Here is a 24,606-nt window from a genome sequence, read left to right on the forward strand (position 1 = left end):
AGCCGGAGTAGCAACTTTGGCTTTTCTTATCATTTCGCTCGCAACGCCAAATCCGCGAGCATCGGATCACTGAACATCCGGTTGGCTTCGATTGGCGAGGTGATGCCTCGCAAAACGCGGGCGGCCATGACTTCGCTCATGTGGACCATTCCCCGCTCGCAGGCCAGCTTTTCGAGGTCACCTGCTGAGCATCCATTGGCAACCTGTTCGCACAACGCTCGATCAAAGAGCATGATCTCTGGGACGCAGGTCATCGAGTCATACCCATCGCCGAAGCACGCTTCGCATCCATCGGCAAGGTACATTCGCGGGGGTTGGTCGCCGAGCAATTCATTGACGCGTTTGGAAACCTCGTTCAAACCATCGGCCTTGACTGGTTGGGCACAAAGCCGGCAAAGACGCCGAACCAATCGTTGGTTAATTACGCCGATCAAAGCACTCGCCAAGAACTTAGGATTGGTTTCGTACTGCAGCATCGAGTCGACTGCTTCAGCGGCCGTTTTAGCATGAATCGTTGCCAACACGAGTTGTCCGCTCGCTCCCGCCCGAACCGCGGTCGCTGCCGTCCTGGCGTCTCGGATCTCGCCGACCATGATCACATCGGGACTGTGGCGAAGGACAGACGAGAGCAGGTCGGCAAAATCGAGGCCTGCCCGCAAATTGACCTGAGTCTGCATCACTCCGGCTAATGCATGTTCGATTGGGTCTTCCAACGTATGAATCTTACGCGTTCCATCGTTGAGCGCTTCGACCGCAGCGTAAAGTGTGCTGGACTTTCCACTCGCGACGGGACCGGCAACGAGAATTAAACCGGATGGCTGTGATATCAGGTCTTTAATCGCGGTGAGTTCGTCAGGTTCGTAACCAAGGCTTTCAATTGAACGCGATCCGTTGACTGGATCGAACAACCGCACGGCAACGTCCTGCCCGAATAAGGTGGGCATCGTCGACAAACGCAAGTCGACCGTGCGTCCCGATTGAGTCGTCAACACCCCGCGACCTTCAGTCGGACGAATGATCTCACCCGCGTCGGATCCGGCGAGTACTCGTAGGTGACCTTGCAGTTTGCGACCATAGGATCTTGCCAAACAGCGGATCTGCTCGACCTTGCCAAATCTACGAATCGACACCATGACAGAGTTTTCGTTGTCCGAGACAAACAAGTCACTCGCTCGACGGTCGACTGCCCATTCGATCAAATTCGCCGCGTACATCTCGGGCGGTGTCAATTCAGTCTCGCCTTCGATGGCAACGAAATCGACTGCGTCTTTGCCGTTCGCCGTTTTGCCGCCGCCGATGAGTTTGTTACGGTGCATCGCTCGAATCCCTCAAGATAAGTTCACGTTGTAAAGTCACGCTGCGTTTCTTTCGCGGAACCACTATCAAGTATTTGCGTGGCGGTTGCAAAGAGTTTGCAGAGGTTTAATAAACTTTGGCTTAGTAAATCGTCGGTTCCCAGCGGGGGGCACATCGGTTTCAATGCGTGCCATATCCGCACATCATGATGAACCAACACGCTTTTTGACCCGTGAATATGTCCGACCCCAACGCCATCGCGATTCTGCAAAAACACTTCCAATACGACACTTTTCGCGGCAGCCAAGCGGCCATCATCGATCATGTTGTCCAAGGCAATCACGCGATGGTAGTGATGCCAACCGGGATGGGGAAATCGCTGTGCTATCAGATTCCAGCACTGATTCATGGCGATCATGCCGAATCGGACGGTACCCCTTTAACGTTAGTGCTATCCCCGCTGGTGGCGTTGATGAAGGATCAGGTTGATGCGTTGACGGCACGCGGTATCGATGCCGCCTTTATCAATTCGTCTCTTGATCGAACGACCCGCATCGCTCGGTACGAAGAGGTCGCTAGTGGTCGTTACCAATTGCTCTACGTCACGCCCGAGCGTTTTCGAAAAGACGATTTTCGTGAAGTCATACGCAAACGGCATATCGCCTTGATGGCGATCGACGAAGCACACTGCGTCAGCCAATGGGGGCACGATTTCCGACCTGATTATTCAAGGATTCGAGAAATTCGATCATTCGTTGGCAACCCTACCACGATCGCGCTAACGGCAACCGCCACTCGTGAATGTCGTTCGGACATTTATCAGCAAATTGGAATTGATGAAAGCGACATCAAGCTATTTCACGAAGGAATCGATCGGCCTAATCTGGCTTTGGATGTCGTGCATGTCATGGATAATGACGGCAAGTTTGATTCGCTCGTCGAAACGTTGCGCAGCGACGAGTATCGCGGCGGTAGCGTGATTGTTTACTTTTCGTTGATCAAAACGCTCGAGAGTTTCAGCGATCGCATGTTGTCGGCCGGTATTGACCACGTCAACTATCACGGTGATCTACCTCGAAACGTTCGTCGTCGAATTCAAAACGAATTTATGTCTGGCGATTGCGAAATCGTTTTGGCGACCAACGCGTTCGGAATGGGAATCGACAAGTCAGACATTCGTATCGTCATGCACGTTGAAACCCCTGGGTCAATTGAGTCGTACTACCAAGAAATCGGTCGCGCCGGTCGCGATGGAAAACCTAGTCTATGTCGTTGGCTCTACGACCAATCAGACCTCATGACTCAAATGCAGTTCATTGAATGGTCCAACCCAGAAGCGGCTTTCTATGATCGCGTTTACACATTGCTTCGCGAACACAACGAAGAGTGTCGGGCGTTTGGGCTTAACTGGATGAATGGACGATTGCAGCGGGTGGCGAAACATGACCACCGCTTGGCCACCGTGATCGCGATGATGGATCGTCACGGGGTGATCGCCGGTCCCCATGAACCGGCATGTTTCGACGTGCTTGGCCCCCTGCCCGAAGAATTGAGCAGCGACGCGTTGCTAGGAGAAAAGAAACGCAACGATCAACAACGTTTGTACGCCATGGTGCAATACGCCGCGGCGGAGCCCGAGGCGCGACAAGCATTCTTTAACGATTACTTCCTAGGCGAAGAGTAATGATATTCCTCGGCTTTTATCAACTTCCTTCGAAACTTGTGAGTCCCTGGCCGGTTTTGCCTACGCCATAGGTCTACAATCAGCACGCTTGCGTGATCCTCCATTCACACGAAATTCATCCACGGGACGTTTCATGACACCTCATCCGATACGCCAAATTCGTTCAATGGCATTCTCGTCTCTCGCCCTCACTCGTTCTTTGACGATATGCGGTTTGGCTGTGGCGGTTGGTGCTTTGCCTGCTATCGGCGAAGACTGGCCGCGTTTTCTTGGAACTTCGGGACAGCTCAAAGCTGAAGCTACCGAAAAGACGCCGACGAAATGGGGTGATGGCGAAAATGTTAAGTGGGCGACCGAGCTGCCCGGCAAAGGGGTATCAAGTCCGATCGTGGTCGGTGACCTCGTTTTCGTGACTTGCTATTCCGGCTACGGAGTCGGTGGAGAAAATGAGTCGATCGACGACCTAACACGACACGTGATTTGTGTGGATAAGGCGACCGGCAAGGTGCGTTGGCAAAACGAGATCAAGGCCGTTCAGCCAGAGGATCCCTACGAGGGCGTCGGAGTGCCCGCACACGGTTATGCGTCGCACACTCCGGTGAGTGATGGCAAACGAGTTTACGCGTTCTTGGGCAAGAGCGGTGTCGTCGCGTTTGACCTCGACGGAAACGAACTTTGGCGACAATCCGTCGGGACTGGTTCGGGCCCGCAGGGGTGGGGATCGTCTGCGAGCCCGGTTGTCTATCAAGACACGCTGATCGTGACTGCGTCAGAAGAAAGCGAGACAATGTTTGGGATCAACGCCGAGTCTGGCGAGATCAAATGGAAGCAAGAGGCTCAAGACTTGCAAAGCACTTGGAGCACGCCAACGTTGGTCACGTCCGAAGAAGGTCGCACTGACTTGGTCATTAATGTTCCCGGCGAAGTTTGGGGCATCAATCCGGAAACCGGCAAACTGCGATGGTATTCACGCGGCACGACGGATGCTTCGACGGCAGCTTCGTTGACTCCCGGAAATGGACTTGTTTTCGCAACCGGTGGTCGTGGAGGAGAGGCGGTCGCTGTGAAGGTCGGTGGAAAAGGTGATGTGAACGACACTCACGTGATCTGGGACGCAAAGATTCCCGGTCGTTTTTCGACACCGCTATACCACAACGATCTGCTATTCACGTTTGGCGATTCGATCATGACCGTCTTCAGCGCCGAGGACGGTGACAAGGTCGGCCAACTGCGTTTAGGTAGTTCTTCAAGCCGTGGTGGTAGAGGTGCGAGCGACGGAGGTGACGGTGAAGGCAATGATGGTGAAGGAGGTGGACGTGAAGGAGGTGGACGTCGTGGTGGCGGACGAGGCGGCATGTTTAGCATGGACTACGCCTCGCCGGTTCTAATCGGCGACAATATCTACATGACCTCGCGGTCGGGCACGGTTTACGTACTTACGGCAACTCGCTCGCCTGAACTTATTGCCGAAAACTCTTTCCCCGGCGACAGCGGGTTTGGCGGAACTCCAGCAGTCAGTGATGGGGAAATCTTCATCCGCAGTGATAGTAAGCTCTACTGCTTATCAAACAAGTGATTCGCACCGCTTCCGGCGCAGCGACTAGATTGGCGATCGCAACCGATTCGCCATCGAAAGAATGCATCACGGTTAACGAGGCAAGCGAGGCGATGGTTGCTCGCTTGCCTTGAACCCGGCAACCGCTTCCATCGAACGTGGCGTCAAACCAGCCGCCACGAACAAGCGGCTCATGCCGACCATGAGTTGGTGCCAATGCTCGACTGTTTCGGGGGTTCCGATAAAGTGAGCGTGACCGTCATCCACGTTGACTTGATCGACTGACGCAAAACCTCGCTCACTGACACGAATCGTCGGTGCCATGTGCATTAGGGCTTCGAGCATCAAGTGATCATGGCAATCTCGTTCGCTGAGTCCTGCATCATCGTAGATCCACAGATGATTCTGGAGGCTGCGGTCGACAGCGTTGAGGGCTGCTTGCTCAACAGTATCAGCAGTGAGGACGACTTCGACAGGACCGCATTGAACATAGAACTTGGACATTTAACTTTTCTTCCGTGAGTGGCGTTGAAACTTGAATGTCGATCAACTGTGTAACGATCAGTTGGGCGACACAGGTATCATCGCGGAGTCCCGGACAAGTCTGGTCAAAGGTGTCTGGAAAGCTGTTTTTCTCAGTGTTTTGCTGGCAAATAGCCGGCCAGTGCGGGGAGCTCAAACGAGGCCTTTGCGTCGTCATTCACGCAGAGGGATGACCTATGTCGAGCTCGCGAACATAGGAAACGCCTTAGCGCCGAACTTCGTTCTGGCGACCCAGGTCATGTGAGTCAAGCACTCAAACCTAGCTGCCGACTCGACCTGCACTTTGGCAATCGCGTTGCCTAAGACCCAGCTTGAACGACGGGCTGGGTGTGCCGGTCGCTGCAAAGAACCACCAGCAAATTTGAAACAAGCGACGCTCGTTGGTCCGCGGTCAATTCGACAATCTCATCCCGTTTGAGATGCTCCAATGCCATCTCGACCATACCGACGGCTCCATCGACGATTTTGGTTCGGGCCGCAACCACTGCGCCTGCCTGTTGACGCTGCAACATTGCCGCTGCGATTTCCGGAGCGTACGCGAGGTGACTGATCCGAGCTTCCGAGACGTGAACGCCAGCCTTGCCTAGTCGCTCTTGAATGTCGGCGCATAGTTGATCGCAGATCTCATCCGTGTTGCCACGAAGTGACACTTCGTGATCATCGTGATCGTAGGGGTAGCGGGTCGCCAAGCTTCTTAGCGCGGCTTCGCTTTGAACTTCAACATAGTGTTCGTAATCGTCCACCTCAAACAAAGCCTCTGCGGTATCCACTACTTTCCAAACCACCACCGCCGATATTTCGATTGGATTGCCGTCTCGGTCATTCACCTTGGATGGTCGGCTCGCGGTGCGTGACTTCGCTTGCGTGATAACGCCTTGCTGCGTCTTTTGTTCTGGTAACGACGAAGAGCCCGTCTCGAAGTTTCGAATTCGCAATGAAACCTTTCGCTTGGACAGAAATGGGTTGACCCAAAAGAAGCCCGACTTTTTGACCGTGCCTTTGTAATCACCAAATAGCAGCAGTACGCGCGAGTCATTGGGGGCAATCGCCATCAATCCGAACAAGGAAATGAACCCTGCAACGCCCAGCACGATCGCTAAGGGAATGGCCAGAATCCCCGTCCCACTAATCACTCCCATCGCAAATAGAAGCGGCGCCAAAAGCATGCAGCCTAACCCCATCATCAATGGCACCCACGCTGACATGGGCGATTCAATCAATCTTTCATGAATCAGAGGCGACTGGCGGGTGGAACTCGTTTGACTTGATTCGGACATCAATGTTTCTCGCAACCAGGATGAAGGGAGTGCAGGAACACCGTCGTTCACGCATACAATAATATGGCTCAAAAACGTCCCGCAGAGGGCGCGCGTCAACTCGTTTAATTACCAGACACGTTTATCAAGCGTTCGGCCGCGTAACGCTATGGGGCCCACATACCTTCGGCTTCACCTGGGTTGCTCACCAGAGGCTTCTTTGTTGGCTAAAATAGCCGGTCGGTCCAGACGCCATCTTCTGCTTCCACGTTGGGAGCAAGGCATCGCTGAAAAACGCGAACAAGGCGGTAGTGTTTGGTCACGTTACTGTTCCGTCACCGGCAACGATTCTGCTGGTCGCTTCTTAAATTCGAAATGTCATGAACACGCTCTGCCGATCTGCCGTTTTAATCCTTGTTTTTCAATCCTGTTCCGTGCTTGACGCTCAAGAAGAGAAAAAACTTTCGCTTGGTGAACAACCGGTGTTCCACGTATCCAGAACGAATGAAGAGATCGTCGTCGACGGGAAGATGAACGAGACGAGTTGGACGTCGACCGAGTCAAGGACGTTCGAGTACTTCTACAATGTTGACAAACCAGACGATCAGCAACGAAGCACGCTTCGAATGCTTTGGGACGACGAATACTTGTACGTGTTCTATGAGATGCAGGACAAATTCCTGACCGCTCGCGAGAAAAATCGCGATGGGCAACCGTACTTCGACGACTGTGCCGAGATCTTTTTCATCACAGCTCCCGATAGCCTGGACACACACATTGGCTACGAACTGAATCTTTGGAAAGCTTCAAACGATTTCGTTTTCTTTAACGATTTCTACCAAGGTCAAAGCTGCGTCCTAAGAACCTTCAATCCAGATTTCAAAGTCGAAGTGACGTACGAAGGCACGCTCAATGACAATTCGGATCAGGATAAAGGCTGGACCATGGAGCTTGCCATTCCGATCTCGAACTTCGATGGCTTGGCAAAGATTGTCCCCGTCAGTGCCGGGAACCAGTGGGCATTCTTAGCGGTACGACAAGATCGCAACGACGTTGAAGGGAACCGTCATTCGACTTCGACAATCTTTCCGATCTACGACATTACCAAGAATGTGCACCAACCGAATCGCTTTGGTTTGATGAAGTTCATCAAGTGACGATCAAGTGGCGAATGAGTGATTGTTGAGTGATTCTAAGCGATAGGAAACCGCGGGCTGCCGGGGAACTTCAGAACTATGGGTGCCGCCTTTTTCACCAAGCAGGTACGTGCAAACCGTAAACGTTCGGTATAGGCGATGCTGGCTCGCCGAGTTAGCAAGCTGTCGCGACGGTCTAGCTCAACGCTCGCCTTTGCCCAAGGCGCCGACCATCACGCCGAAATTTTGGAATGCGGCGAATGAAGTAATCGGTTTGCCAACCCCAAGGCAGGGATTGCCCCAAGTTTGGGGAAGAATCTGGGGGGCAGTTTACGAGAGGAAAAGGCGACGCTGGCCATCTCTCGACCGACATAGGACGAAGTCCTACGAAATAAAGAAAAGTCGGGGCGACATGATTCGAACATGCGACCTCCTGGTCCCAAACCAGGCGCTCTACCAGGCTGAGCTACGCCCCGATTCGTCACGAATGACGTGGTAGTGGACGAGGGATTTCTCCCTGCGTGGGCACAGATTACATGACGGCGCGGTTTTGCGAAAGGTTCGATCAGCCGTTTCTTTTCAATGAAAATGAGACTATTTTTTGACGGCCTCGTCCCGGCAATCCTCCCGGTGTTGGGGTTTGGTAATCTGGATGAATTGAGCCACGATTCGTTTCCACTTTCTAGACGGTTTTTCATGCAAATTACGCATCTTCGCCCGGTTTTCCTACCGGTTTTGTTGACTCTTTTTCTGATGGGATCGGTTTCGATGGCGGACAATGACAGCCTCGATGTTTGGATCGGCACCAGTGCTTCACCGCAGTCTGAAGGCATCTATCACGCTACCTTTGACCCCGCCCAGGGCAAATTGTCTCCTAGCAAGCTGGTCGCCAAGATGATCGGTCCAGGATTCCTGGCTCAGCACCCGACTCTTGACGTCTTGTACGCAGTCGGCAGGCCCGTCGATGGCGAACCGTCCGTGGTTGCTTTCGCGATCGAAAATAATCAGCTTCGCCAAATTAACGCGGTGGCCGTGGGTGACGGGGATGCGTGCCATGTCAGCGTTGATCCAACGGGCAAGACACTGCTAACGGCTCAATACGGTGGCGGCAGTGTAGCGGCGTTCGGACTGAACTCGGATGGATCATTGGCCGAACGAACTGAATTGATCGACCATGAAGGCGGTTCGGGAGTCGTGGCGGGACGCCAAAATAGCTCGCACGCTCACTATGCCGGAATTTCCCCAAACAATCAGTTCGCATTGGTTCCCGATCTCGGGCTGGATAAGGTGATGATCTATCGCCTTGACCCCGAGACCGCGAAGCTGACACAGCATGGATTTGGGAAGGTTCCCGCCGGGGGCGGCCCGAGGCACATGAAGTTTCATTCCAATGGAAAGTGGATCTATGTGCTTAACGAACTGTCACTTAGTGTGACGTTGTTTGATTGGGATGCGGACGCGGGCAAGATGACCCCTCGGCAAACCATTCCTGCGGTACCCAAGCAGGCATTGGCGAAAGAAAAGTTCAAGAGCGCGTCCGAGATCATCGTTCACCCCAACGGCAAGTTCCTTTATTCAGCCAATCGAGGTCACGACACTATCACGGTCTATCGCATCGATGGGTCCAATGGGGAGTTATCAGTGATTGAAATTGAAAACATACGCGGAGCGACTCCGCGAAATTTCAATATCACTCCCGATGGAAAGTGGTTGCTAGCTGCTGGCCAAGATTCCAACACGGTAGCGACGTTTGCGATCAACGATTCGACGGGTGAATTAACCTACAACCAAAACGTGATTAATTCACCGTCACCGATTTGTTTGTTGTTCGGTCGCTAAACCCCAACGCGTTCCTACATCGCCTCGATTCGGATGGTGTGCGTCACGGGTTGGCGGGCGTCTTGAATGGCTTGGACTAAAGGAGCACGCTTCGATTCGGTTTCCGCGACGGCAGCTTCGATGTCCGCTTGGCCCTTAGGCCCATGGAACACTTTCTTGATTTGAACGGTTTCGTAGGCCTGTTTGTCAGCCACCGCATGGTCGACGGCCTCGAACATGTCGGTGAAGGGGTTCTTAGGGAATTCTTTCGCAAGCAGAATGCCCTTGGATAACTCGTCAGCGTCAAATTCTTGTGATTGCTCACCCCAAGTGACTTTCGCGCGATCGCTGTTCAGGCCGCTGACTTTGAGAACAAAACGATTAAGGTCCTCGTGAAACGGGACGAGCGTCATTCCGCTGCGAATGGAATGGTCACGATCCAACGGACCGTCGGCGCAAAATGGGATTCGGTCACTGGTGATTTCGCATATACCATCGGAAAACGATTTCACCACGTGATGTTCGTCGGCGATTGCCGTTTGTTTTTCGAGGTCAATTTCAATCGTGCCTAAGTCTCCGTCGATTCCCATCGCACGCAAAAATCCGTGAGCCATGATGACGTGACCGGCCCAGCCAGGGTGAATCCCATCGCGGCCGGTGACCTCGTAGGGATGTTCGTCAGTGCTGTAGTTGCGTGGAGCAAACACTTGAGCCTGAAGCATCGGCCAAAACATATCTGCAAAACGAGCATCTTCGGTAACGGCAATGTCCAGGGCGATGTCGCGCAAAGCAGCAAGGTTCAGGTTGTGTTCCGTGACGGTCCCGTTTCGTGATTTGACCCAGGTGGCAATCTTTCCCGCGCAACCCGGTGATCCCACCACAACACGGGCACCAGTGTTTTGAAGCTGGCGAACAATTTCGGTGTAGTGATCTCGATACCAACGACCATTGGTGACATCGTAGGGGCGATAGCGAGCGTCGTTCATACCGTATGCCAACGTGGCCAGCGTCGGATCAAAACGTAGTACATCATTTTCAAGTCGACGCAGCAGCCCTTGGGCTGTCTCGCCGCTCCAGCCGAATTGCCGGGTTGAAATGTCGAGGTGCGGGTAAGCCACCGTCAGATAGGTCTCGATCATCCGCGAGTACATTTTTTGCTCGGTGATCGAATCACCGATAATCGCTAGTCGGTCGCCCTCTTGCAGCAACATCGGCCCAGGTTGCGGCGACTTTCGCAGATTGAACTTTTCGAAAGCTTCGTCGTCCGGTTTCGTCTCGTATTCGTAAGGACCAAAGGTGACCGATGGTTTTTGGGCAACTGCGATCTCTTGGGCAACAGCAGGTGCCGTTAGCAACAACAGAGCGATAGCAGAAGCGAACACGCGAGCGAAGGTTTTCATGGCAGGCAGGTCAAGGCAAAGAAAGGAAACGGAACGACATGCCTATCTTAATCGTCAGCAGCGATGATCGCTCGGATCATGCCCTCCGCTTTCGTCCAAGTTTCGATTTCCTCTGACTCCGGCACGCTGCGAGCGGTGATTCCGCCGCCGACCGGGATTTGCCATTGCCCGCCCGTCGCAGTTATCGTGCGAATCAGGATGTTGAAATCTGCGGTCTCGGGACTACTGATGTAACCGATTGAACCGCAATAAGGTCCTCTTGGGTTGGGTTCCAATTCGGCAATCGTTTTCATCGCTTCAATCTTGGGGGCGCCGGTCACACTGCCACCGGGAAAACACGCTTTCAGTAGTGACACAGCATTTTCATTGTCCCGCAGGTCCCCTTCAACGACGGACACGAGGTGCTGAACATATTGATACGCTTCAAGTTCGCATAACTGCGTGACCTGAACGGTTTCATCTTTGCAAACACGCGACAAATCGTTTCGCATCAGGTCGACGATCATGATGTTTTCGGCTCGGTCTTTTTTGCTTGCCGAAAGCTGGGTTGCCAAACGCTTGTCCGATTCTGGTTCACCACTTCGTGAGACCGTGCCTTTGATAGGCCGGGTTTCGACGTGCGAGTTCCGAAGTTGCAGAAAACCCTCCGGCGAACTGCTAAGCACCTGGAAGTCACCGCCGTCGAAGTAGGCCGCAAAGGGTGCTGGATTGACGCGACGCAATCGTTGATACAACTCTGGCGACGACAGGTCCATTGAATGCACCAACCGCTGCGCAAGATTGACTTGGAACGAATCTCCTCGTCGGATGCGACCAACAATGTCGGCGACGGCGGCTCGAAATTCGCCACTTTGGAAATTACTCGTGATGCCGTGATGGTCGGTGGAAAAGCCAGCTTCATGGCGGGCAGCCAACGAACTTGCCTGCGAAGACATCAACGCCGTCGGTTCAACATTCAGCCAAGATTCGACTTCATCGAGTCGCTGTTGCAGATCTTTGCGAGAAGATTGCTCGTCGAGATTTCTAACAATAATCCAAGCCTGGTTCTTTAAGTGATCGACCGCAATGGTCCAATCGTAAACCCCCAGTGCTATCGCTGGGGTCGGCAAATCGTTGTTGGCTGCTACGCCCACATCTTCGAGCCACGTCGCTGCTTCATACCCAATCAATCCGGCGATTCCGCCTTGAAAGGGAGGCAATTCCGGATCGAGCGATGACCCTAAACGGCTGCACCACTCGCTGAGCGTATCCCATGGATTATCGTCCCCGGGAACCGCGCGCAACGTGGCAATCGGGTCACACGTGATGAACGAATAACGCGACAACTTTCCGCTGGGTAAACCATTCTGCTCAGCAGAGTTAGACGCTGAATCTAGCCATAAACAACCGCGACGCTTCGAAAGCGCAGGGAAGACACGCGCGATGGAAAACGATTCAGGCAGCCGTCGTGACAGGATTGCGGAATGACTTCGGTCGGACATTAGGACGAGAATTGTTCTCGAGCAACGAATCCGAAATTCTTACTCTGAGAGAAAAATTCGATGGGATTGTCATAAACCACTTTGCGAATCAGCGACTCGCTATGACCTCGGCGTCGAAGTTCAAAAATCAAATCCGGTACAGCGGTCGGCTTACTTGGTCCCCAATCGCCCGCCGAATTCGCGAGCAATCGCTCACCACCAAAAGTCTCGATGATGTCGGCGGCTCGCTCGGGAGTGCATTTCGTAACGGGGTACAAGGTCATACCAGCCCAGAAGCCTCGGTCGAGAACTTCCTTCACGGTGTGTTCTTCCACATGATCGACAAGGACTCGTTCCGGATTGATCCGCGAATCGCTGCTCAACATATCCAAAATCATGCGTGTCCCTTGGTACTTGTCTTCCAAGTGAGGCGTATGAATCAGGATGGATTGTTGATACTTGACCGCTAGTTCAAGGTGCTCAAGAAAGATGGTCGCTTCATTCTTCGTGTTCTTGTTGAGCCCAATCTCTCCGATTCCCAGAACGTTGGCGGCGTCCAGGAACTCGGGGATCATCGCGATCACGTCGCGCGAAAGCGAAACATTCTCGGCCTCTTTGGCGTTAATGCACAACCAAGTGAAGTGTTGGATGCCAAATTGAGCGGCCCGTTTGGGTTCTACTTCGGTAAGTTGCCGGAAGTAATCACGAAACCCGTCGACGCTGCCACGATCATAGCCCGCCCAAAACGCGGGTTCACTCATCGCGACGCAGCCCATGCGAGCCAAGGTGGCGTAGTCGTCGGTCGTTCGCGAGACCATGTGAATGTGAGGATCGATGTAATCCATAGAACGTTGTGAATTGGCGATGAGCGGTCGGATGAAAGTGCAAAACTGTAAAACGAGATGGCGGCTACAACTTCATTTCGGTTCGCCATTGTGGGTCAAACGGACGCGAGAACAGATGCTGTAATTGCTCAGCTCGATTGGCTGAATCGCTCATGCAAATCTGCATTGCTTCAAGGATCTTTCCACGCTGCTGCTCTTGTTCTTGGTCCAGCTTGCCAGCCCGATCAACGCGATCAAGTGTTGCGGCAACTTCCAGCAGTTTGGCGCGCACGTCAAGAAAAGACTCGGCAAGGATTTGGTCAGCGTTTCGAGACATCGAATTCCATAGAAGTGCATGGTGGAATACAGGACGAAGCAACCTTCGTGACGATTATTCGGGCTGCTACGCCCTCCATTGTAGCAGCTGAATCTCGTATCGCCGGGGGTGTGCACCACAGTATTAGGGGGTTGGGGAACGCATTCCGATAGTCGATGACGCTGGATTTGCCGATTTTTCTACCGTTGAAAATGTCGGTGAAGAATTGTCGCAGCAAAACAACTTACCAAGCCGCGTTCGCCACTACTTGCGGTCTAGATTTCCCTACCAGAATCTCCTGCAATCAAACGTCGGTCCTATGCAATCCCTGTCGACCACTTACGCAACGCTATCCACGACGCGGAATGAAGCCGCGGTCGAGGTCTTAGCGTCGGTGCTCTCGCAAGCGACGGACGACTCGGTGCGAATGATGGCGATTCGGGCGATGCAGTTGCGTCCTGAGTCTCGTGCACCCGAAGCGATTTTCGAAAACTGGGGATTGCTTCGCGATCAGGAAAAACTGACGCTGCGAGATAATGTTTCGTGGCTTGAAAAAACAGTCCTCGATCAGTTGAAGTCGGCTCACGAATCGACCGGAACCGCGATCGAGGTTGCTCGGTTCTTGTCGATGACGTCGGCAGTTCGTCCATTGATTTCATTGGCTGAGTCCTGCAACGACCGCGAAACACAAGAAACCGCCACCCGCGCCATTCTCGAACTCGTCGCTCCCTTGGGCCAGAACGCTCGGCGCGATCACGATCAGCAATCCGTTCGCCTGCCGATTGTTCAACGCCTCGCAGAATCCGTTGACACTTTCTCGGTACACCGTAATGCAAGCCTCGTTGATGCGTTCCTGATTGCGTCATACTGGGGCGATCGCGAATTGCGTCAGATCTTTGCGGATCAGCGTCAGTCCATGAAATTGATTATTCTGCGATTGGGCAAGACAAAGCATCCAGCGGTTGTCGAATTGCTCGCCGGATACGTACGACGTAAGAAGATTCCAAGCCAAGTTTGTGAACTGATCCACGAGCGAAATGATGTTCACTTTCGCGCGTCTTTGCTAACCGCCATCGGAAGTGAACCACCAATGACGGTGATTCACAATTTGCGAAGCATCACGATGCCCAAAAGCTGCGTTGGCGGAGCCGCGTTGCTTGACTTGCTGCCGGCCTCACTGCACGCCGCGTTGGTTCAGCTCTATGGCGCAGCTTGTCTTGAACCAATCGTCACGATGCACGTTGTGGTAAAGGCGCTCAAACTGGGCGGACCAAAAACAGGACACGCGGCGGCGGTGGCGTTAAGCCGATGCGAAATCCTTGACATCGACTATTGGATGCGAGCGGCTGTACCGGTTGCCGACGACGACCTTGAAGAAATCGCAGCGGACCCAGACGCACAACTTGTGAAGTCACTGATAGATTTGCTCGACCATAAAGATGCCGCGATCGTTCGTGGTGTTCGACGAGTGCTTGGGCCGATGCACGCCGAAGCGATGTTGCCTCGGATGGGGGCGCTTCGGCCGCGAAGTCGTCGCCGGCTTGGTCGAGTGATCATGATGATCGACTTGGATGCGATTGACCGTGTGCGTGACGCACTACGCCACTCGGTTTTGAATAAACGGCTCGAAGCAATCGCAATGGCGGACGCGCTTGGGCTTGTGGATTTGCTAACCGATTCCTTCGCTCACATTTCCACCGAAGATCACCAGGAAGCGAGAATGTTGGCGGCTGACGTGATGGCCGACGCGTCGAGCGAAGAAACATTGCAACTTCTCACCGACATGCTCGAACTGCCGGCAAGTCCGGTGCGTGATGCAGCCGAAGCCGCTGTCTTGAAGCGTCGAAAAGTCAACCAACGATCGGGGACACGCTCATGAACATCACAAATTCATTGACGTCGCTTTCGTTTCCGCTCGCTGAAACACACCTGGCCGAAGTTACCCAGCAGTACCGGGAAGACACTTCGATCGTTGACACGTCGATCTGGTGGTTCATGTTGATCCCCGTAGCCGCGATTGCCATTCCGATTTTCCTGCATTGGTTTGTCAACCGGACGCCGGCAATCGTCAATACACCGCTGGGAATGTTGCACGAACTGTGCAAGGTCCATCGACTCAACAAACGAGAGCGTTTGCTGCTTGAATCTGTCGCCGAAGAATTGGGAATGCAACAGCCTGCGGTTCTGTTCGCGGAAGCTAAGATCTTTACCGATGCGACCGAACAAGCGAGCGGGAAAATGGGCTTTGATCAAAAACAGAAGACCACCATCGCGATCTTGAAACGCAAACTATTCAGTTAGCGGAAACAGCCTAGCCACTTATGGTTCCGGGTCGTCTTCAAAGCTTTGCTGGACGGCTCGATAGTTCGCAAGTACCGCATCGATCTGCTGTTGCAGTTTCGTCAGGTCACGGCCATTTTCGATCGATTCGTTCATAATCGGACGCATCCATTCCTGCATTAGGTGGAACTGGCCTTTGACTAAATCAGCCAGGACTCGTGGCACTTTGTGTTGGACCAGGAACTTTTGGTCCGGTGGTGACGCCGCTTGTTGCTTCGCAATCAATTCCAACCTTTCGCTAGTGGATTGTATTGCCGTTCGGATTGATTCCATTCGCGCGTCCATCCGTTCTTCCGATGCGTTGTCGTCCACGGCCAGCGCCCTTAAAATCACTTGGCGAATGGATTCCAAGCCGTCTCGCATCGATGCTAGTTGCCGCATTAATTGACCGGCTTGGTCTTCGCTGTCCATGCCAGCCATGCGGGTGCTTTCCACGTAAGCATATTTGATCGCGTCCCAACGCTCTTTCTCGTCCGGCGTCAGGATATCCATCAACTCTTTGAACTTAAGCACATTGGCCTCGTTGTCCGTCGTCAGCGTTTGCGCATCCTGTTCGTAACTGCTGACAATTAAAGATTGCAGTTCGCGGTCATTCATCACCGAGGCCACTTTTTCGGCCATTCGATTCATGTTTCGATAACTCCCCTGCAACTTGAAGGGAGGTTCGGTGCGGTAGGCGTCCGCTTGGGCGGCCGAGCGAATGTAGGCTCGGTTGACCTTCAGTACGACGTCGCGAACCTTCAGCAATTTTCGCATCACGCTAAACATGTCGCGAACTTGGTCGGATGAAAAATTGCCCAGTAGTTCCATGCCTTCCAACGAATCTCGCCCAGCAGCCTGGATGATGGCACGGGCATCGTCGGGCGAAGCTGTCGATAGGGGTGCCAGCGTTGGGTTGCTGGTCAAGCAGTTTTCCAGATAGCTCATCTCGAACGCGTCCGCGGCGTCGCCAATGATCTCGCCTAGGTTGTACACATCCGCCCGGTTGGAAAGCATGTCGGGGACTTGGAATCGTTCGCCGCTTTCGGTGTACGGATTGCCGGCCATTACGACCGCGACCCGCCGACCACGTAAGTCGTAAGTTCGAGTCTTGCCGTTTCGAACCCCTTCGATCTTGCGAGTCGCATCACAAAGAGAGATGAACTTTTGAAGCAGTTCCGGGTGGGTGTGTTGAATGTCGTCTAGATAGAGCATGACGTTGTCGCCCATCTCCAAAGCCAAGTTGAGACGTTGGATTTCCTCGCGAGCTGCAGCATTGGGTGCCTCATCAGGGTCAAGCGAGGTCACTCCGTGCCCAATCGCCGGACCATTGATTTTCATGAACACGATGCCGAGGCGATTTGCGACGTATTCCATCAGGGTCGTTTTGCCGTAGCCGGGCGGCGAGATTAGCAACAACAATCCCATCCGGTCGGTACGTTTGTCTTCACCGGCGGCGCCCATTTGTTTGGCAAGGTTGTCGCCGATCAGGGGAAGGTAAACTTCGTCGAGCAATCGGTTGCGAACGAAACTGGTCAAGACGCGTGGTTTGAATTCCTCCAATCGCATGTCATCACGAGCGCTCTCGACCAACCTTGATTTCGTCTGATTCATCCGCCGGAATCGGGGGACAACGTCCGTTTGGTAGTTGCGCACTCGGGCTAGCATTTCGTGATAATGAACCGTCATGGAGCCTTTCTGAATGCGTGAATGGCTGCCAGCGAGTCCGGTGATTTCAGTTGCCAAATTCGCCGAGACAACTCGTGCGTGTTTCGGTCCGCCGTTGGCAATCACCCACGCCACTTCGTCGCGGTAGGCAACCGCAGGATCGGTCGGCATTTCATCCGCACGCGAGTTCAAGTACGCATCCGCCCAATTTCGCGAAAGCACAAACCGGCGAAGGGGGTCCGATTCTTTCGTGATGACTGCGTCAAGCAATTTGCTGCGGTCGATCTCGGGAATCGACTCGCAGAAATGCTGGTACAGCTTGCTCGCTCGGTTGCTCAGCGCCCACGTGTCGGGGTCGGTGGTCAATTGATCGAAAAGATAGTTGGCTACGCGCTCGGGAGTGACCTCGGGAGCAAACGACGCAAAAACATCATCGGTTCCTGTGGAAACAACCGACTGAAGACGCTGGCGAAACTCGACGGCTGGACGAGCCATCGGAAATGCGGATGCCAGGTTGGCAAAACCACTGATCCAATGCAACAACGCTGCTCGTGTGTCGCTGGCAACGACCTCGAAGAAGATGATCAACGATGCTGCACGAACGGATGGAGAATGACGGAGCAAGCCAATTGAATTATGGATGTGAGTCAGCGTTTGGAAGATTAGCGTTGCATCCCGATCATGAACACCTTTGGCGTATCCTTCGTCAAACTTGCCATCGATCGACGGCGTGACCCCCTGTTCGAACGCTTCGACCGCCAAGTATTCCGATCGGTACACGTCAGAGTTTTCACTGATTAGTTCTTGCCCCCACAAGTCTTTCGCCGATGCGAGCGCTTCATCCCTAAGGGGTTCAAAGAATTGAGTGCCGGTTAAGTGCAAACAGAGTTCGCCACCACGAAGCACCGTTGTTAAATCGAGAGGTTGATTGTTCACCGCAAATCGCTGGTTGCCCAGGCGAATGATGTCGCCACCATCCTCGTACAAGTCTTGACGATCTTTTAGCTGACGGGTTGAATCCTCGCGAATCGTTTTCAACCGACTTTGCAAGTCTTCTACTCGAACGGCATCGTCGAGGGATTTTAGGTTCTCGATGATGTCGCGAACTTTTTCGACCATCAAGTCGCCGGCAAAGTAAGCAGCAATATCATCCGTCGATTCCATCTTACCGACGCGGGACTCGATGCCTTTGAGGATGCGTTTGGCGGCTGCATCTAACGATTCAGCACGTCGGTTGCGTTTCTCGACCAAGGAAACTTTGCGAGATTCAAACGCAGCGTAAACGTCATCGCGGCGTTCGGCTAACTGGACCACGAAATCATCAAATTCTGCGAAACGGCCTTCGAGTTCCTCAAGCTGTACCATCACCTTGGTTAAGTATTCATCACACTTGGTCGGCGAATCTGAAACATCAAGGTATCCCGCAACGGTTTGCTCGATCAACTTCAACTGCGACGCAAATTCGGCTTTGCCTTCGACGCTGACCAGTTCACTGACACGAGCTCTCAGCGAACTGCGAACTCGATTGAGCGAACCGAACACCTCGGAAATGGAATCAATGATTTCCGTTCGTTTAGTAGCGTCATCGATCCTTAAATTGCTGACCGTTTCAGTCAGCAATTCCAGTTGAGAAGCCCCTTCGTCGATTTCTTTCTCAAGCGTCTTCGCCTCCGCAACCGTTTTCACGGTTTCGACTTTGTTGCCGGCATCTTGGACGCGAACGGTGTACGGATTCAAGGCGCCTGGTGTGAGCAGGAAGTCGACGCATCGTCGACTGACTCGCTCAGCTCGTTCCGCAGTTTCCCGCTCGAGTGATTCGACCAAAGCCTCATCGACATAGCGAAGTTCTTTTAACCCGAGTGCGTGTCCGCGTTGTTGCCGCAGGCTCGAGAGAACGTTCACGAAATCGTCGATGGTTTCAAAACGCCCCCGCTCGATCGACTTGATCAATTCGCCAATCGACTTTTGAACTTCCTTTGTCTTCGCATCGGTGTCTCGACGAACGCGAACGACCTTTTCAAACTCTTCGACCGCCGCTTCGGCAGCTTGGCGGATCGCTCGAATCGGTTTTGCCAGCGACTCGGTTTCCGGTTTGTCGATCCAGAAGTAAGCGTCAAGAATATCCGCTGATTTTTTGGCGAGATCGACATACAATCCTTCGTAGGAGTCGTCCTTGTCGATGAGTTGCAGCAGTTCGCTGCACTCGGCCATGCCTCGCACGATCTCCTTGTTGCCAATCTTGAAAAGCAGCGAATCGGTTTGGTTCTCGGGAACAAAGTTTTCGCTGGTGAATGGCGTTTGCCAGATTTGAATGGCGTGGTGTTTCGCGGGATCTTCTTGCGCTTTAAAGACGACCATTTCGCCGCGGTCAAAGAACGTCTGACCATGGCAAACCAGCGGCGTGTCAACGGTTTGGCGAATAAGGTTGTATCGCAGTTGAACGTAGGTGCCCGAGGCCGGGTTGTAGAACAAGTACAAGTAGTCTTCGCCATTGGGGGCAGCAATCGTGCGTTGATAACGCATGTCGCTAAGCCCGTGATCGAAGCGTTTGAATTCACCAGTTTGCAGGTAGTAACCGCCCGGAAAAATCACTCCGTGGTCGCCCGGTAGCATCACGCAAGAGTGCTCGATTTCGTCGAGTCGCATGACCTTGGACAACTTAGAATTAAAGATCAGATACCGAGTCTTTTGTTCCTGGTAGGGTCGCATCTTAAGCAGAACCAAGTTGCCTAAAACCGCGTAATGGACCTCGGCATCGTCGAGCGTTTGATCAGGATTGTCGACCGGTTCGGCATAGATACCTTCACCACTGCCGGTATTGTTCTCGACCTTGATAGTTAAGTCGCCACCGACCGTTTCCACAAAAACTAGATCTTCGATCGAAATGTGAGGGTGTGCGCCGTAGTGGTGTTGATCACGCGTGGTGCGGGTCCAGCGGAATTCATGCTGGGGTGGATCTCGTACTTCATGTTCGCTTCGATTGTCGAGATACTCAATCGCGTTGGGTGTGACTCGCCACTTGAACGACTTGATGTCTCGCGCGGTCTTTCCGACCTGGAATACCATGTGCAGCATCGGTCCATCGCGAAAAAAGCGAACAAACCGAGTGTCTTTGTAGAACCGATACAATTCGTGGAAGTCGTTGACGAATCGATCTTGTTGAATCAGGTCGAGTGGTTGCTCGTGAAATTGGTGGTCGCGAAGTTCGTAAGCGGAAAAAACGTCAGCGAGACCAATATCCGTTTTGAGCCCAAACTGAACGTTGTACCCGAGCAGGAACTGATCTCCGATGGCGACTAGATCACGCGGCGTACAGTTGTGGTCCGTCGTCACCCGCTCAGTCGCTACGAGCGTGGTTTCGATGTTTCCGAAGACTTCCGCGCGAGCTTCGTTTAGTTTACCTATGCGGTCATGCAGATCGCTGGCTGCTTCACGCAAGCGATTGCGAAGCACCTCGTAAGTTCCAGCGGCTAGCTTGGATTCAGGCATAGCGAAGTAGATGACCGGTACCAAAGAATGAAAAGAAGAGCGTAGGGCAGGCTCTCACCGGCCCTACGACAAAAGCATGGTTCTATGACGCCGAACCGTTAGTGCCGGCACTGACGTTTGGTGACAGCAGGCGGCTGGCCTTTTGGTCGGCCACATTGGCTGTGCCCGCCATGCTTAGCAAGCTCGTCAATTGCGTCCGCACATCGTCGGTCTTTGCCATGCCCATCAATTTGGCGATCAAAGCTGCGATGGATAGATCCTTAACACCGTCGGTATCCAGGTTGAACTGAGCCATCAATTCCTTGATCTGGTCACGGAAGTATTCGGCATTGCCATCGAAGAAGGTGTCCTTGATGTCCGTGGCCACCTTGCTGTTGTAGACAAAGCGATCAATCGCTTTGCCACCCTTAACAGCCGAGGTGATTTGCTCGAAGAACTCTCCATCGCCGCCGACGATGTCGATACGAGCGGCTCTTAAGGCGTCGCCCACGACTCCAGCTTGTGATTCGGCAATGCCTCGCTGAGCGTCAATGGCTGCGATCTCAACTTGCTTTTCTTTCTCGAGTCGCAGTTTGAATTCCTCGTGGTCCTTGCCGACGCTGTCGAGCTGTTTCATCGCTTCGGCTTTCTCGGTGATACCGATCGCTTCGGCACGATACTTCTCGAGTTCGACGTTCGCTTCGGCGAGACCTTGCTTCTCGGTTGCCGATGCTTTGGCTTCGATCACGGTCGCCTCGGCAAGTCCCGGCGCCGCGGTGGATGCGGCATCGGCTTCAGCCAACATCTTGGTTGCGGCAGTTTCCTTCTCTGCCGCGTCGCGACGAGCTTCGGCATCAATACGAATCTTTTCAGCAAGTAACTCGGCTGATTCCTTTTCTGCTTGAGCCAGCTTGGTAAGCCGTATCAATTCTTCTTCGCCCTTCATTTCGGCGGCCGTGACTTGCACTTTCTTCAAACGATCGGCACGAGCAAACTCTTCAGTGTCCTTGATGCGTTCTTGCTCCTCCACAACCGCACGTTCGACAGCGACTCGTTCACGTATCACTTCTTGAATGTTTCGTTTCTCAACCTCGATCGCCTTTTCTTTCTCGACTTCGGCCACGCCGACAACGCGAAGACGTTCAGTCATTTCTAAATCACGGTCGCGATTGACTCGTTCGAGTTCGACCGCATCGGTCTTTTCTTTGTTTCGCTGGGCAACCAGGATTTGACGGCTCTTGTTTTCTTCCGCCACACCGACTTCTTCTTCGGTGATGATGCGGGCGCGTTCAGATTCGAGCTTCTGTTCGGCCTGGACCTTCGCGGCAGCAGCGTTTTCGCGGGCCGTGATTTCGGCGATTTCTCGCTTTTGCTTTTCAACGGCTTCGACTCGTTGACGTTCGAGTGCCAGGATGGTTTCTTCCGCTTCGACGTCTTGTTTCTTGAGCGTTTTCTCTTTGTCGCGTGTGAATTGGTTTTCCTTGACCTTTTCCATCGACGTCAGTTCAGTGATCTTCTTGATCCCCTCAGCGTCGAGGATGTTGGTCGGCGACAACATCTCTAAAGGCGTTTGTTCCAAATAGTCAATCGCTGCGTCATCGAGCTTGTACCCGTTTAGATCGGTGCCAATGACTTTCAGGATTTCATCCTTGAACTTGTCACGTTGATCATACAAGTCAATGAACTCGAATTGCTTGCCGACCGTCTTCAGTGCTTCGCTGAACTTAGCATCGAAGAGTTCACGCATCGTTTCCATTTCGCTGCAACGCTTTGCACCAATGGATTGAGCAACCACCTTCATTTCTTCTTTGGAGCTGTCAACTCGGATGAAGAAGGCGACTTTAATGTCGGCACGAATGTTGTCGCGGCAAATCAATCCTTCGCTGCCTTGTCGGCTAATTTCGAAGCTCTTGAGCGTCAAGTCCATGAACTCATAGCGATGGAACAAAGGCACCACGAACGTGCCTTCAGCGGTGTAGACCGCGAGTCCACTGATTCCTGATTTGATGATCGCTTTGTCAGGACCGACGACGATGTAGCATTTCTTGAACATGATCAAGATCGCAATGAATGCGATGATTGCGATCGCGGCAGCCGCAGCCCAGAAAAAGGGCCAGCTAAATTCGGCAAGCAATTGAGGGTGGGTCACGATGAGGACTCCGAAGGAAGTGAAGTGACTTTGTAAATTCGTTTCTCTCGGTCGAAACCGATGATGAGGGCTTCCGTGCCTTTAGGAAGATGAGGCCCGTCGGTGCGAATGTTCAACAGGAGTGGCGCAGCTTGGGTTCGAAACTTGGCTTGTCCGAATTCGGGCGTTGCTTCCAGAGTGCTGATTTCACATGTAGCGCCGACCAGGTTACCGGCGTGATAGGAGGGGCCGGCGACGAAGTAACCGAGTAGCGGTTGTGTGATGACCTTGGTAAGGAACGTGGCAATCACACCATTACGAATCGTTAGCAACAGGCTCGGTAAAAAGTTAGGGTCGTATCGTTTCGAATCAAACCCATGCCACAGCAGATACGAGACGATCCAAAAAGCACAGGCAAACACACCCGCCCAGATAATGACAGGCACTCGTCCGAAGTTGGTCACGCGTACGGATGCTGCGCCAATGCCTTGCCAAAAATCCCAGTCGGTTGGCACACCGTCGGGCACGTTAACGGCGACATCGGTATCAAGGTCCACACTTGCATCGAGATCAATACCGGTGCCAACGTCGAGATCAGGGACGTCGAGATCAGGGGCGTCGAGTCCAAAATCAATCAATCCAAACATTGCCATCACGGTGTACAAAACCAAAATTCCCACCACGATCGACGCGGGCCAAAGCGGCCCGACGAACATTTGATCGGCGATGAAATCTAGGGCTTCGTTCACGTCAGCGACACTTGAAAGAGAGATGAAAACGCTATGACAGCGTAATCTCAGGCCCCAAACGCAACACGATTTAGGCGCTCAATTCGCCCGCATTTCAGAAAATCAAACTCCGATGTCCTCGTTCCACAATTCGGGATGTTCAGCTATGAACGCTCGCATCAGTTCGATGCACGTTTGGTCAGCTAAGATTTGCAGGTCAATTCCCCGGCCCAGCACATAGGATTCGGGGCCTTGAAAGGTGACGTTTTCGCCAACAACGATTTTCGGAATTCGGTACAACAACGCCGCACCGCTACACATGTCACAAGGTGATAGAGTCGAATAGAGCGTTGACTTGGCGTAGTCAGCGGCGGTCAGTCGTCCTGCGTTTTCAAGAGCGTCCATCTCGGCATGCAGCACTGGACTACCGCTTTGGATTCGCCGATTGTGTCCGCGGCCAACGATTTGATCGTCAATCACCAGCACGCTACCAATCGGAATACCACCTTCGTCACGACCCTTGATGGCTTCGTCGATGGCGGCTTGAAGAAACGGGTCGGTCATTTTGAATTCATCTTGCTTATGCTAGACATTCGGAAGAGCGTTTAACTTGGCTTTTGGCAATCGGCTGGCATCGAAGAACGAAAAGGGTAATGGTCACTCCATGATTCGCCGAGCGATTTCACGATTGGTGATCTTCCCGATTCGATTCTATCAGATCGGGATCAGCCCGATGCTGCCGCCCTCATGCCGCTTTACCCCGACGTGCAGCCAGTATGCCATCGAGGCGATTGGCAAGCATGGTCCAATCAAAGGAACTTACTTGGCGGTCCGAAGGATTCTGCGATGCCACCCTTGGAACCCGGGCGGTCATGATCCACCGTGACCCTGATGCAGCCCTGACTCCGGTGCAGCCCTGACCCGGTGCAGTAGTAACCCCGATGCAGGCCTGGCTGAAATGCAATGGAACCGCGTAGGAGTTGGTTGGGTTGGATGACCCAGTCGTC

The 24,606-nt window shown here is 53.2% G+C and carries 18 protein-coding genes and 1 tRNA gene; 7 read left to right on the top strand and 12 right to left on the bottom strand.

The genetic code is table 11. The features are described from left to right. Positions 1 to 29: 29 nt before the first annotated feature. Positions 30 to 1,316: a GspE/PulE family protein gene (locus Pla22_RS10530; RefSeq protein WP_146514575.1), complete on the bottom strand. Its 1,287-nt coding sequence runs from the start codon at positions 1,314 to 1,316 to the stop codon at positions 30 to 32. A gap of 218 nt (positions 1,317 to 1,534) precedes the next feature. Here Pla22_RS10530 and Pla22_RS10535 point away from each other — a divergent pair, with 218 nt between their 5' ends. Both Pla22_RS10535 and Pla22_RS10540 read left to right on the top strand, forming a co-directional pair. Next, on the top strand, positions 1,535 to 2,980 hold the full coding sequence (locus Pla22_RS10535) for a RecQ family ATP-dependent DNA helicase (protein WP_146514576.1): 1,446 nt from the start codon (positions 1,535 to 1,537) through the stop codon (positions 2,978 to 2,980). Positions 2,981 to 3,146: 166 nt separating this feature from the next. After that, a complete protein-coding gene (locus Pla22_RS10540; RefSeq protein ID WP_165440591.1) occupies positions 3,147 to 4,556 on the top strand; it encodes an outer membrane protein assembly factor BamB family protein in 1,410 nt (469 codons plus the stop codon). 72 nt (positions 4,557 to 4,628) lie between these two features. On the opposite strand, the gene Pla22_RS10545 is transcribed toward Pla22_RS10540, so the two are convergent. Together Pla22_RS10545 and Pla22_RS10550 are read right to left on the bottom strand one after the other, a co-directional pair. Then, positions 4,629 to 5,039 (bottom strand): hypothetical protein, encoded by a 411-nt coding sequence (locus tag Pla22_RS10545; RefSeq protein ID WP_146514578.1) that lies wholly within the window; start codon positions 5,037 to 5,039, stop codon positions 4,629 to 4,631. A gap of 338 nt (positions 5,040 to 5,377) precedes the next feature. Further along, a complete protein-coding gene (locus tag Pla22_RS10550) occupies positions 5,378 to 6,355 on the bottom strand; it encodes an SPFH domain-containing protein (protein WP_207310330.1) in 978 nt (325 codons plus the stop codon). 413 nt (positions 6,356 to 6,768) lie between these two features. Here Pla22_RS10550 and Pla22_RS10555 point away from each other — a divergent pair, with 413 nt between their 5' ends. Continuing rightward, positions 6,769 to 7,491 carry a carbohydrate-binding family 9-like protein gene (locus Pla22_RS10555; protein WP_165440592.1) on the top strand — a complete coding sequence of 241 codons (723 nt, stop codon included), beginning with the start codon at positions 6,769 to 6,771 and terminating at the stop codon, positions 7,489 to 7,491. Between the two features lie 381 nt (positions 7,492 to 7,872). Here the strand turns inward: Pla22_RS10555 and Pla22_RS10560 are convergent. Beyond that, positions 7,873 to 7,946 (bottom strand) — tRNA-Pro (locus Pla22_RS10560). 220 nt (positions 7,947 to 8,166) lie between these two features. Between Pla22_RS10560 and Pla22_RS10565 the strand changes: the two genes are divergently transcribed. Next, a complete protein-coding gene (locus Pla22_RS10565) occupies positions 8,167 to 9,309 on the top strand; it encodes a lactonase family protein (protein ID WP_242631924.1) in 1,143 nt (380 codons plus the stop codon). Between the two features lie 14 nt (positions 9,310 to 9,323). Here the strand turns inward: Pla22_RS10565 and Pla22_RS10570 are convergent, their stop codons facing one another. From Pla22_RS10570 to Pla22_RS10585, 4 genes are all read right to left on the bottom strand, one after another. Then, positions 9,324 to 10,688, bottom strand: coding sequence for an SGNH/GDSL hydrolase family protein (locus tag Pla22_RS10570; RefSeq protein ID WP_146514580.1), 1,365 nt, complete (start codon positions 10,686 to 10,688; stop codon positions 9,324 to 9,326). 47 nt (positions 10,689 to 10,735) lie between these two features. Continuing rightward, complete coding sequence (locus tag Pla22_RS10575; RefSeq protein ID WP_146514581.1) at positions 10,736 to 12,169, bottom strand: anthranilate synthase component I family protein; 1,434 nt, start codon at positions 12,167 to 12,169, stop codon at positions 10,736 to 10,738. Further along, on the bottom strand, positions 12,169 to 12,993 hold the full coding sequence (locus Pla22_RS10580; protein WP_146514582.1) for a TatD family hydrolase: 825 nt from the start codon (positions 12,991 to 12,993) through the stop codon (positions 12,169 to 12,171). The genes Pla22_RS10575 and Pla22_RS10580 overlap by 1 nt, the downstream gene beginning before the upstream one ends. Positions 12,994 to 13,057: 64 nt before the next feature. Beyond that, complete coding sequence (locus Pla22_RS10585) at positions 13,058 to 13,309, bottom strand: hypothetical protein (RefSeq protein ID WP_146514583.1); 252 nt, start codon at positions 13,307 to 13,309, stop codon at positions 13,058 to 13,060. A 298-nt stretch (positions 13,310 to 13,607) separates the two neighbouring features. Between Pla22_RS10585 and Pla22_RS10590 the strand changes: the two genes are divergently transcribed. Together Pla22_RS10590 and Pla22_RS10595 are read left to right on the top strand one after the other, a co-directional pair. Continuing rightward, positions 13,608 to 15,167 (top strand): hypothetical protein, encoded by a 1,560-nt coding sequence (locus Pla22_RS10590; RefSeq protein WP_146514584.1) that lies wholly within the window; start codon positions 13,608 to 13,610, stop codon positions 15,165 to 15,167. After that, complete coding sequence (locus tag Pla22_RS10595; protein WP_146514585.1) at positions 15,164 to 15,589, top strand: hypothetical protein; 426 nt, start codon at positions 15,164 to 15,166, stop codon at positions 15,587 to 15,589. Before Pla22_RS10590 ends, Pla22_RS10595 begins: the two co-directional genes overlap by 4 nt. An 18-nt stretch (positions 15,590 to 15,607) precedes the next feature. On the opposite strand, the gene Pla22_RS10600 is transcribed toward Pla22_RS10595, so the two are convergent. From Pla22_RS10600 to Pla22_RS10615, 4 genes are all read right to left on the bottom strand, one after another. After that, complete coding sequence (locus Pla22_RS10600; RefSeq protein WP_146514586.1) at positions 15,608 to 20,764, bottom strand: DNA repair ATPase; 5,157 nt, start codon at positions 20,762 to 20,764, stop codon at positions 15,608 to 15,610. An 82-nt stretch (positions 20,765 to 20,846) separates the two neighbouring features. Beyond that, positions 20,847 to 22,796, bottom strand: a complete 1,950-nt coding sequence (locus Pla22_RS10605) for a flotillin family protein (protein ID WP_146515366.1) — start codon at positions 22,794 to 22,796, stop codon at positions 20,847 to 20,849. A gap of 92 nt (positions 22,797 to 22,888) precedes the next feature. Continuing rightward, a complete protein-coding gene (locus tag Pla22_RS10610; RefSeq protein ID WP_146514587.1) occupies positions 22,889 to 23,620 on the bottom strand; it encodes a DUF1449 domain-containing protein in 732 nt (243 codons plus the stop codon). 102 nt (positions 23,621 to 23,722) lie between these two features. Then, on the bottom strand, positions 23,723 to 24,163 hold the full coding sequence (locus Pla22_RS10615; protein ID WP_146514588.1) for a nucleoside deaminase: 441 nt from the start codon (positions 24,161 to 24,163) through the stop codon (positions 23,723 to 23,725). A 46-nt stretch (positions 24,164 to 24,209) separates the two neighbouring features. On the opposite strand from Pla22_RS10615, the gene yidD reads away from it, so the two are divergent. Continuing rightward, on the top strand, positions 24,210 to 24,485 hold the full coding sequence (yidD, locus tag Pla22_RS10620) for a membrane protein insertion efficiency factor YidD (protein ID WP_242631926.1): 276 nt from the start codon (positions 24,210 to 24,212) through the stop codon (positions 24,483 to 24,485). Positions 24,486 to 24,606 lie beyond the last annotated feature (121 nt).

This window comes from Rubripirellula amarantea, from assembly GCF_007859865.1.
Lineage (GTDB): Bacteria > Planctomycetota > Planctomycetia > Pirellulales > Pirellulaceae > Rubripirellula > Rubripirellula amarantea.

Excerpts from the sequence above, each read along its gene's own strand:
- Pla22_RS10530 (WP_146514575.1), bottom strand. The coding sequence starts at position 1,316 with ATGCACCGTAACAAACTCATCGGCGGCGGCAAAACGGCGAACGGCAAA.
- Pla22_RS10535 (WP_146514576.1), top strand. The coding sequence starts at position 1,535 with ATGTCCGACCCCAACGCCATCGCGATTCTGCAAAAACACTTCCAATAC.
- Pla22_RS10540 (WP_165440591.1), top strand. The coding sequence starts at position 3,147 with ATGGCATTCTCGTCTCTCGCCCTCACTCGTTCTTTGACGATATGCGGT.
- Pla22_RS10545 (WP_146514578.1), bottom strand. The coding sequence starts at position 5,039 with ATGTCCAAGTTCTATGTTCAATGCGGTCCTGTCGAAGTCGTCCTCACT.
- Pla22_RS10550 (WP_207310330.1), bottom strand. The coding sequence starts at position 6,355 with ATGTCCGAATCAAGTCAAACGAGTTCCACCCGCCAGTCGCCTCTGATT.
- Pla22_RS10565 (WP_242631924.1), top strand. The coding sequence starts at position 8,167 with ATGCAAATTACGCATCTTCGCCCGGTTTTCCTACCGGTTTTGTTGACT.
- Pla22_RS10570 (WP_146514580.1), bottom strand. The coding sequence starts at position 10,688 with ATGAAAACCTTCGCTCGCGTGTTCGCTTCTGCTATCGCTCTGTTGTTG.
- Pla22_RS10575 (WP_146514581.1), bottom strand. The coding sequence starts at position 12,169 with ATGTCCGACCGAAGTCATTCCGCAATCCTGTCACGACGGCTGCCTGAA.
- Pla22_RS10580 (WP_146514582.1), bottom strand. The coding sequence starts at position 12,993 with ATGGATTACATCGATCCTCACATTCACATGGTCTCGCGAACGACCGAC.
- Pla22_RS10585 (WP_146514583.1), bottom strand. The coding sequence starts at position 13,309 with ATGTCTCGAAACGCTGACCAAATCCTTGCCGAGTCTTTTCTTGACGTG.
- Pla22_RS10590 (WP_146514584.1), top strand. The coding sequence starts at position 13,608 with ATGCAATCCCTGTCGACCACTTACGCAACGCTATCCACGACGCGGAAT.
- Pla22_RS10595 (WP_146514585.1), top strand. The coding sequence starts at position 15,164 with ATGAACATCACAAATTCATTGACGTCGCTTTCGTTTCCGCTCGCTGAA.
- Pla22_RS10600 (WP_146514586.1), bottom strand. The coding sequence starts at position 20,764 with ATGCCTGAATCCAAGCTAGCCGCTGGAACTTACGAGGTGCTTCGCAAT.
- Pla22_RS10605 (WP_146515366.1), bottom strand. The coding sequence starts at position 22,796 with ATGTTCAAGAAATGCTACATCGTCGTCGGTCCTGACAAAGCGATCATC.
- Pla22_RS10615 (WP_146514588.1), bottom strand. The coding sequence starts at position 24,163 with ATGACCGACCCGTTTCTTCAAGCCGCCATCGACGAAGCCATCAAGGGT.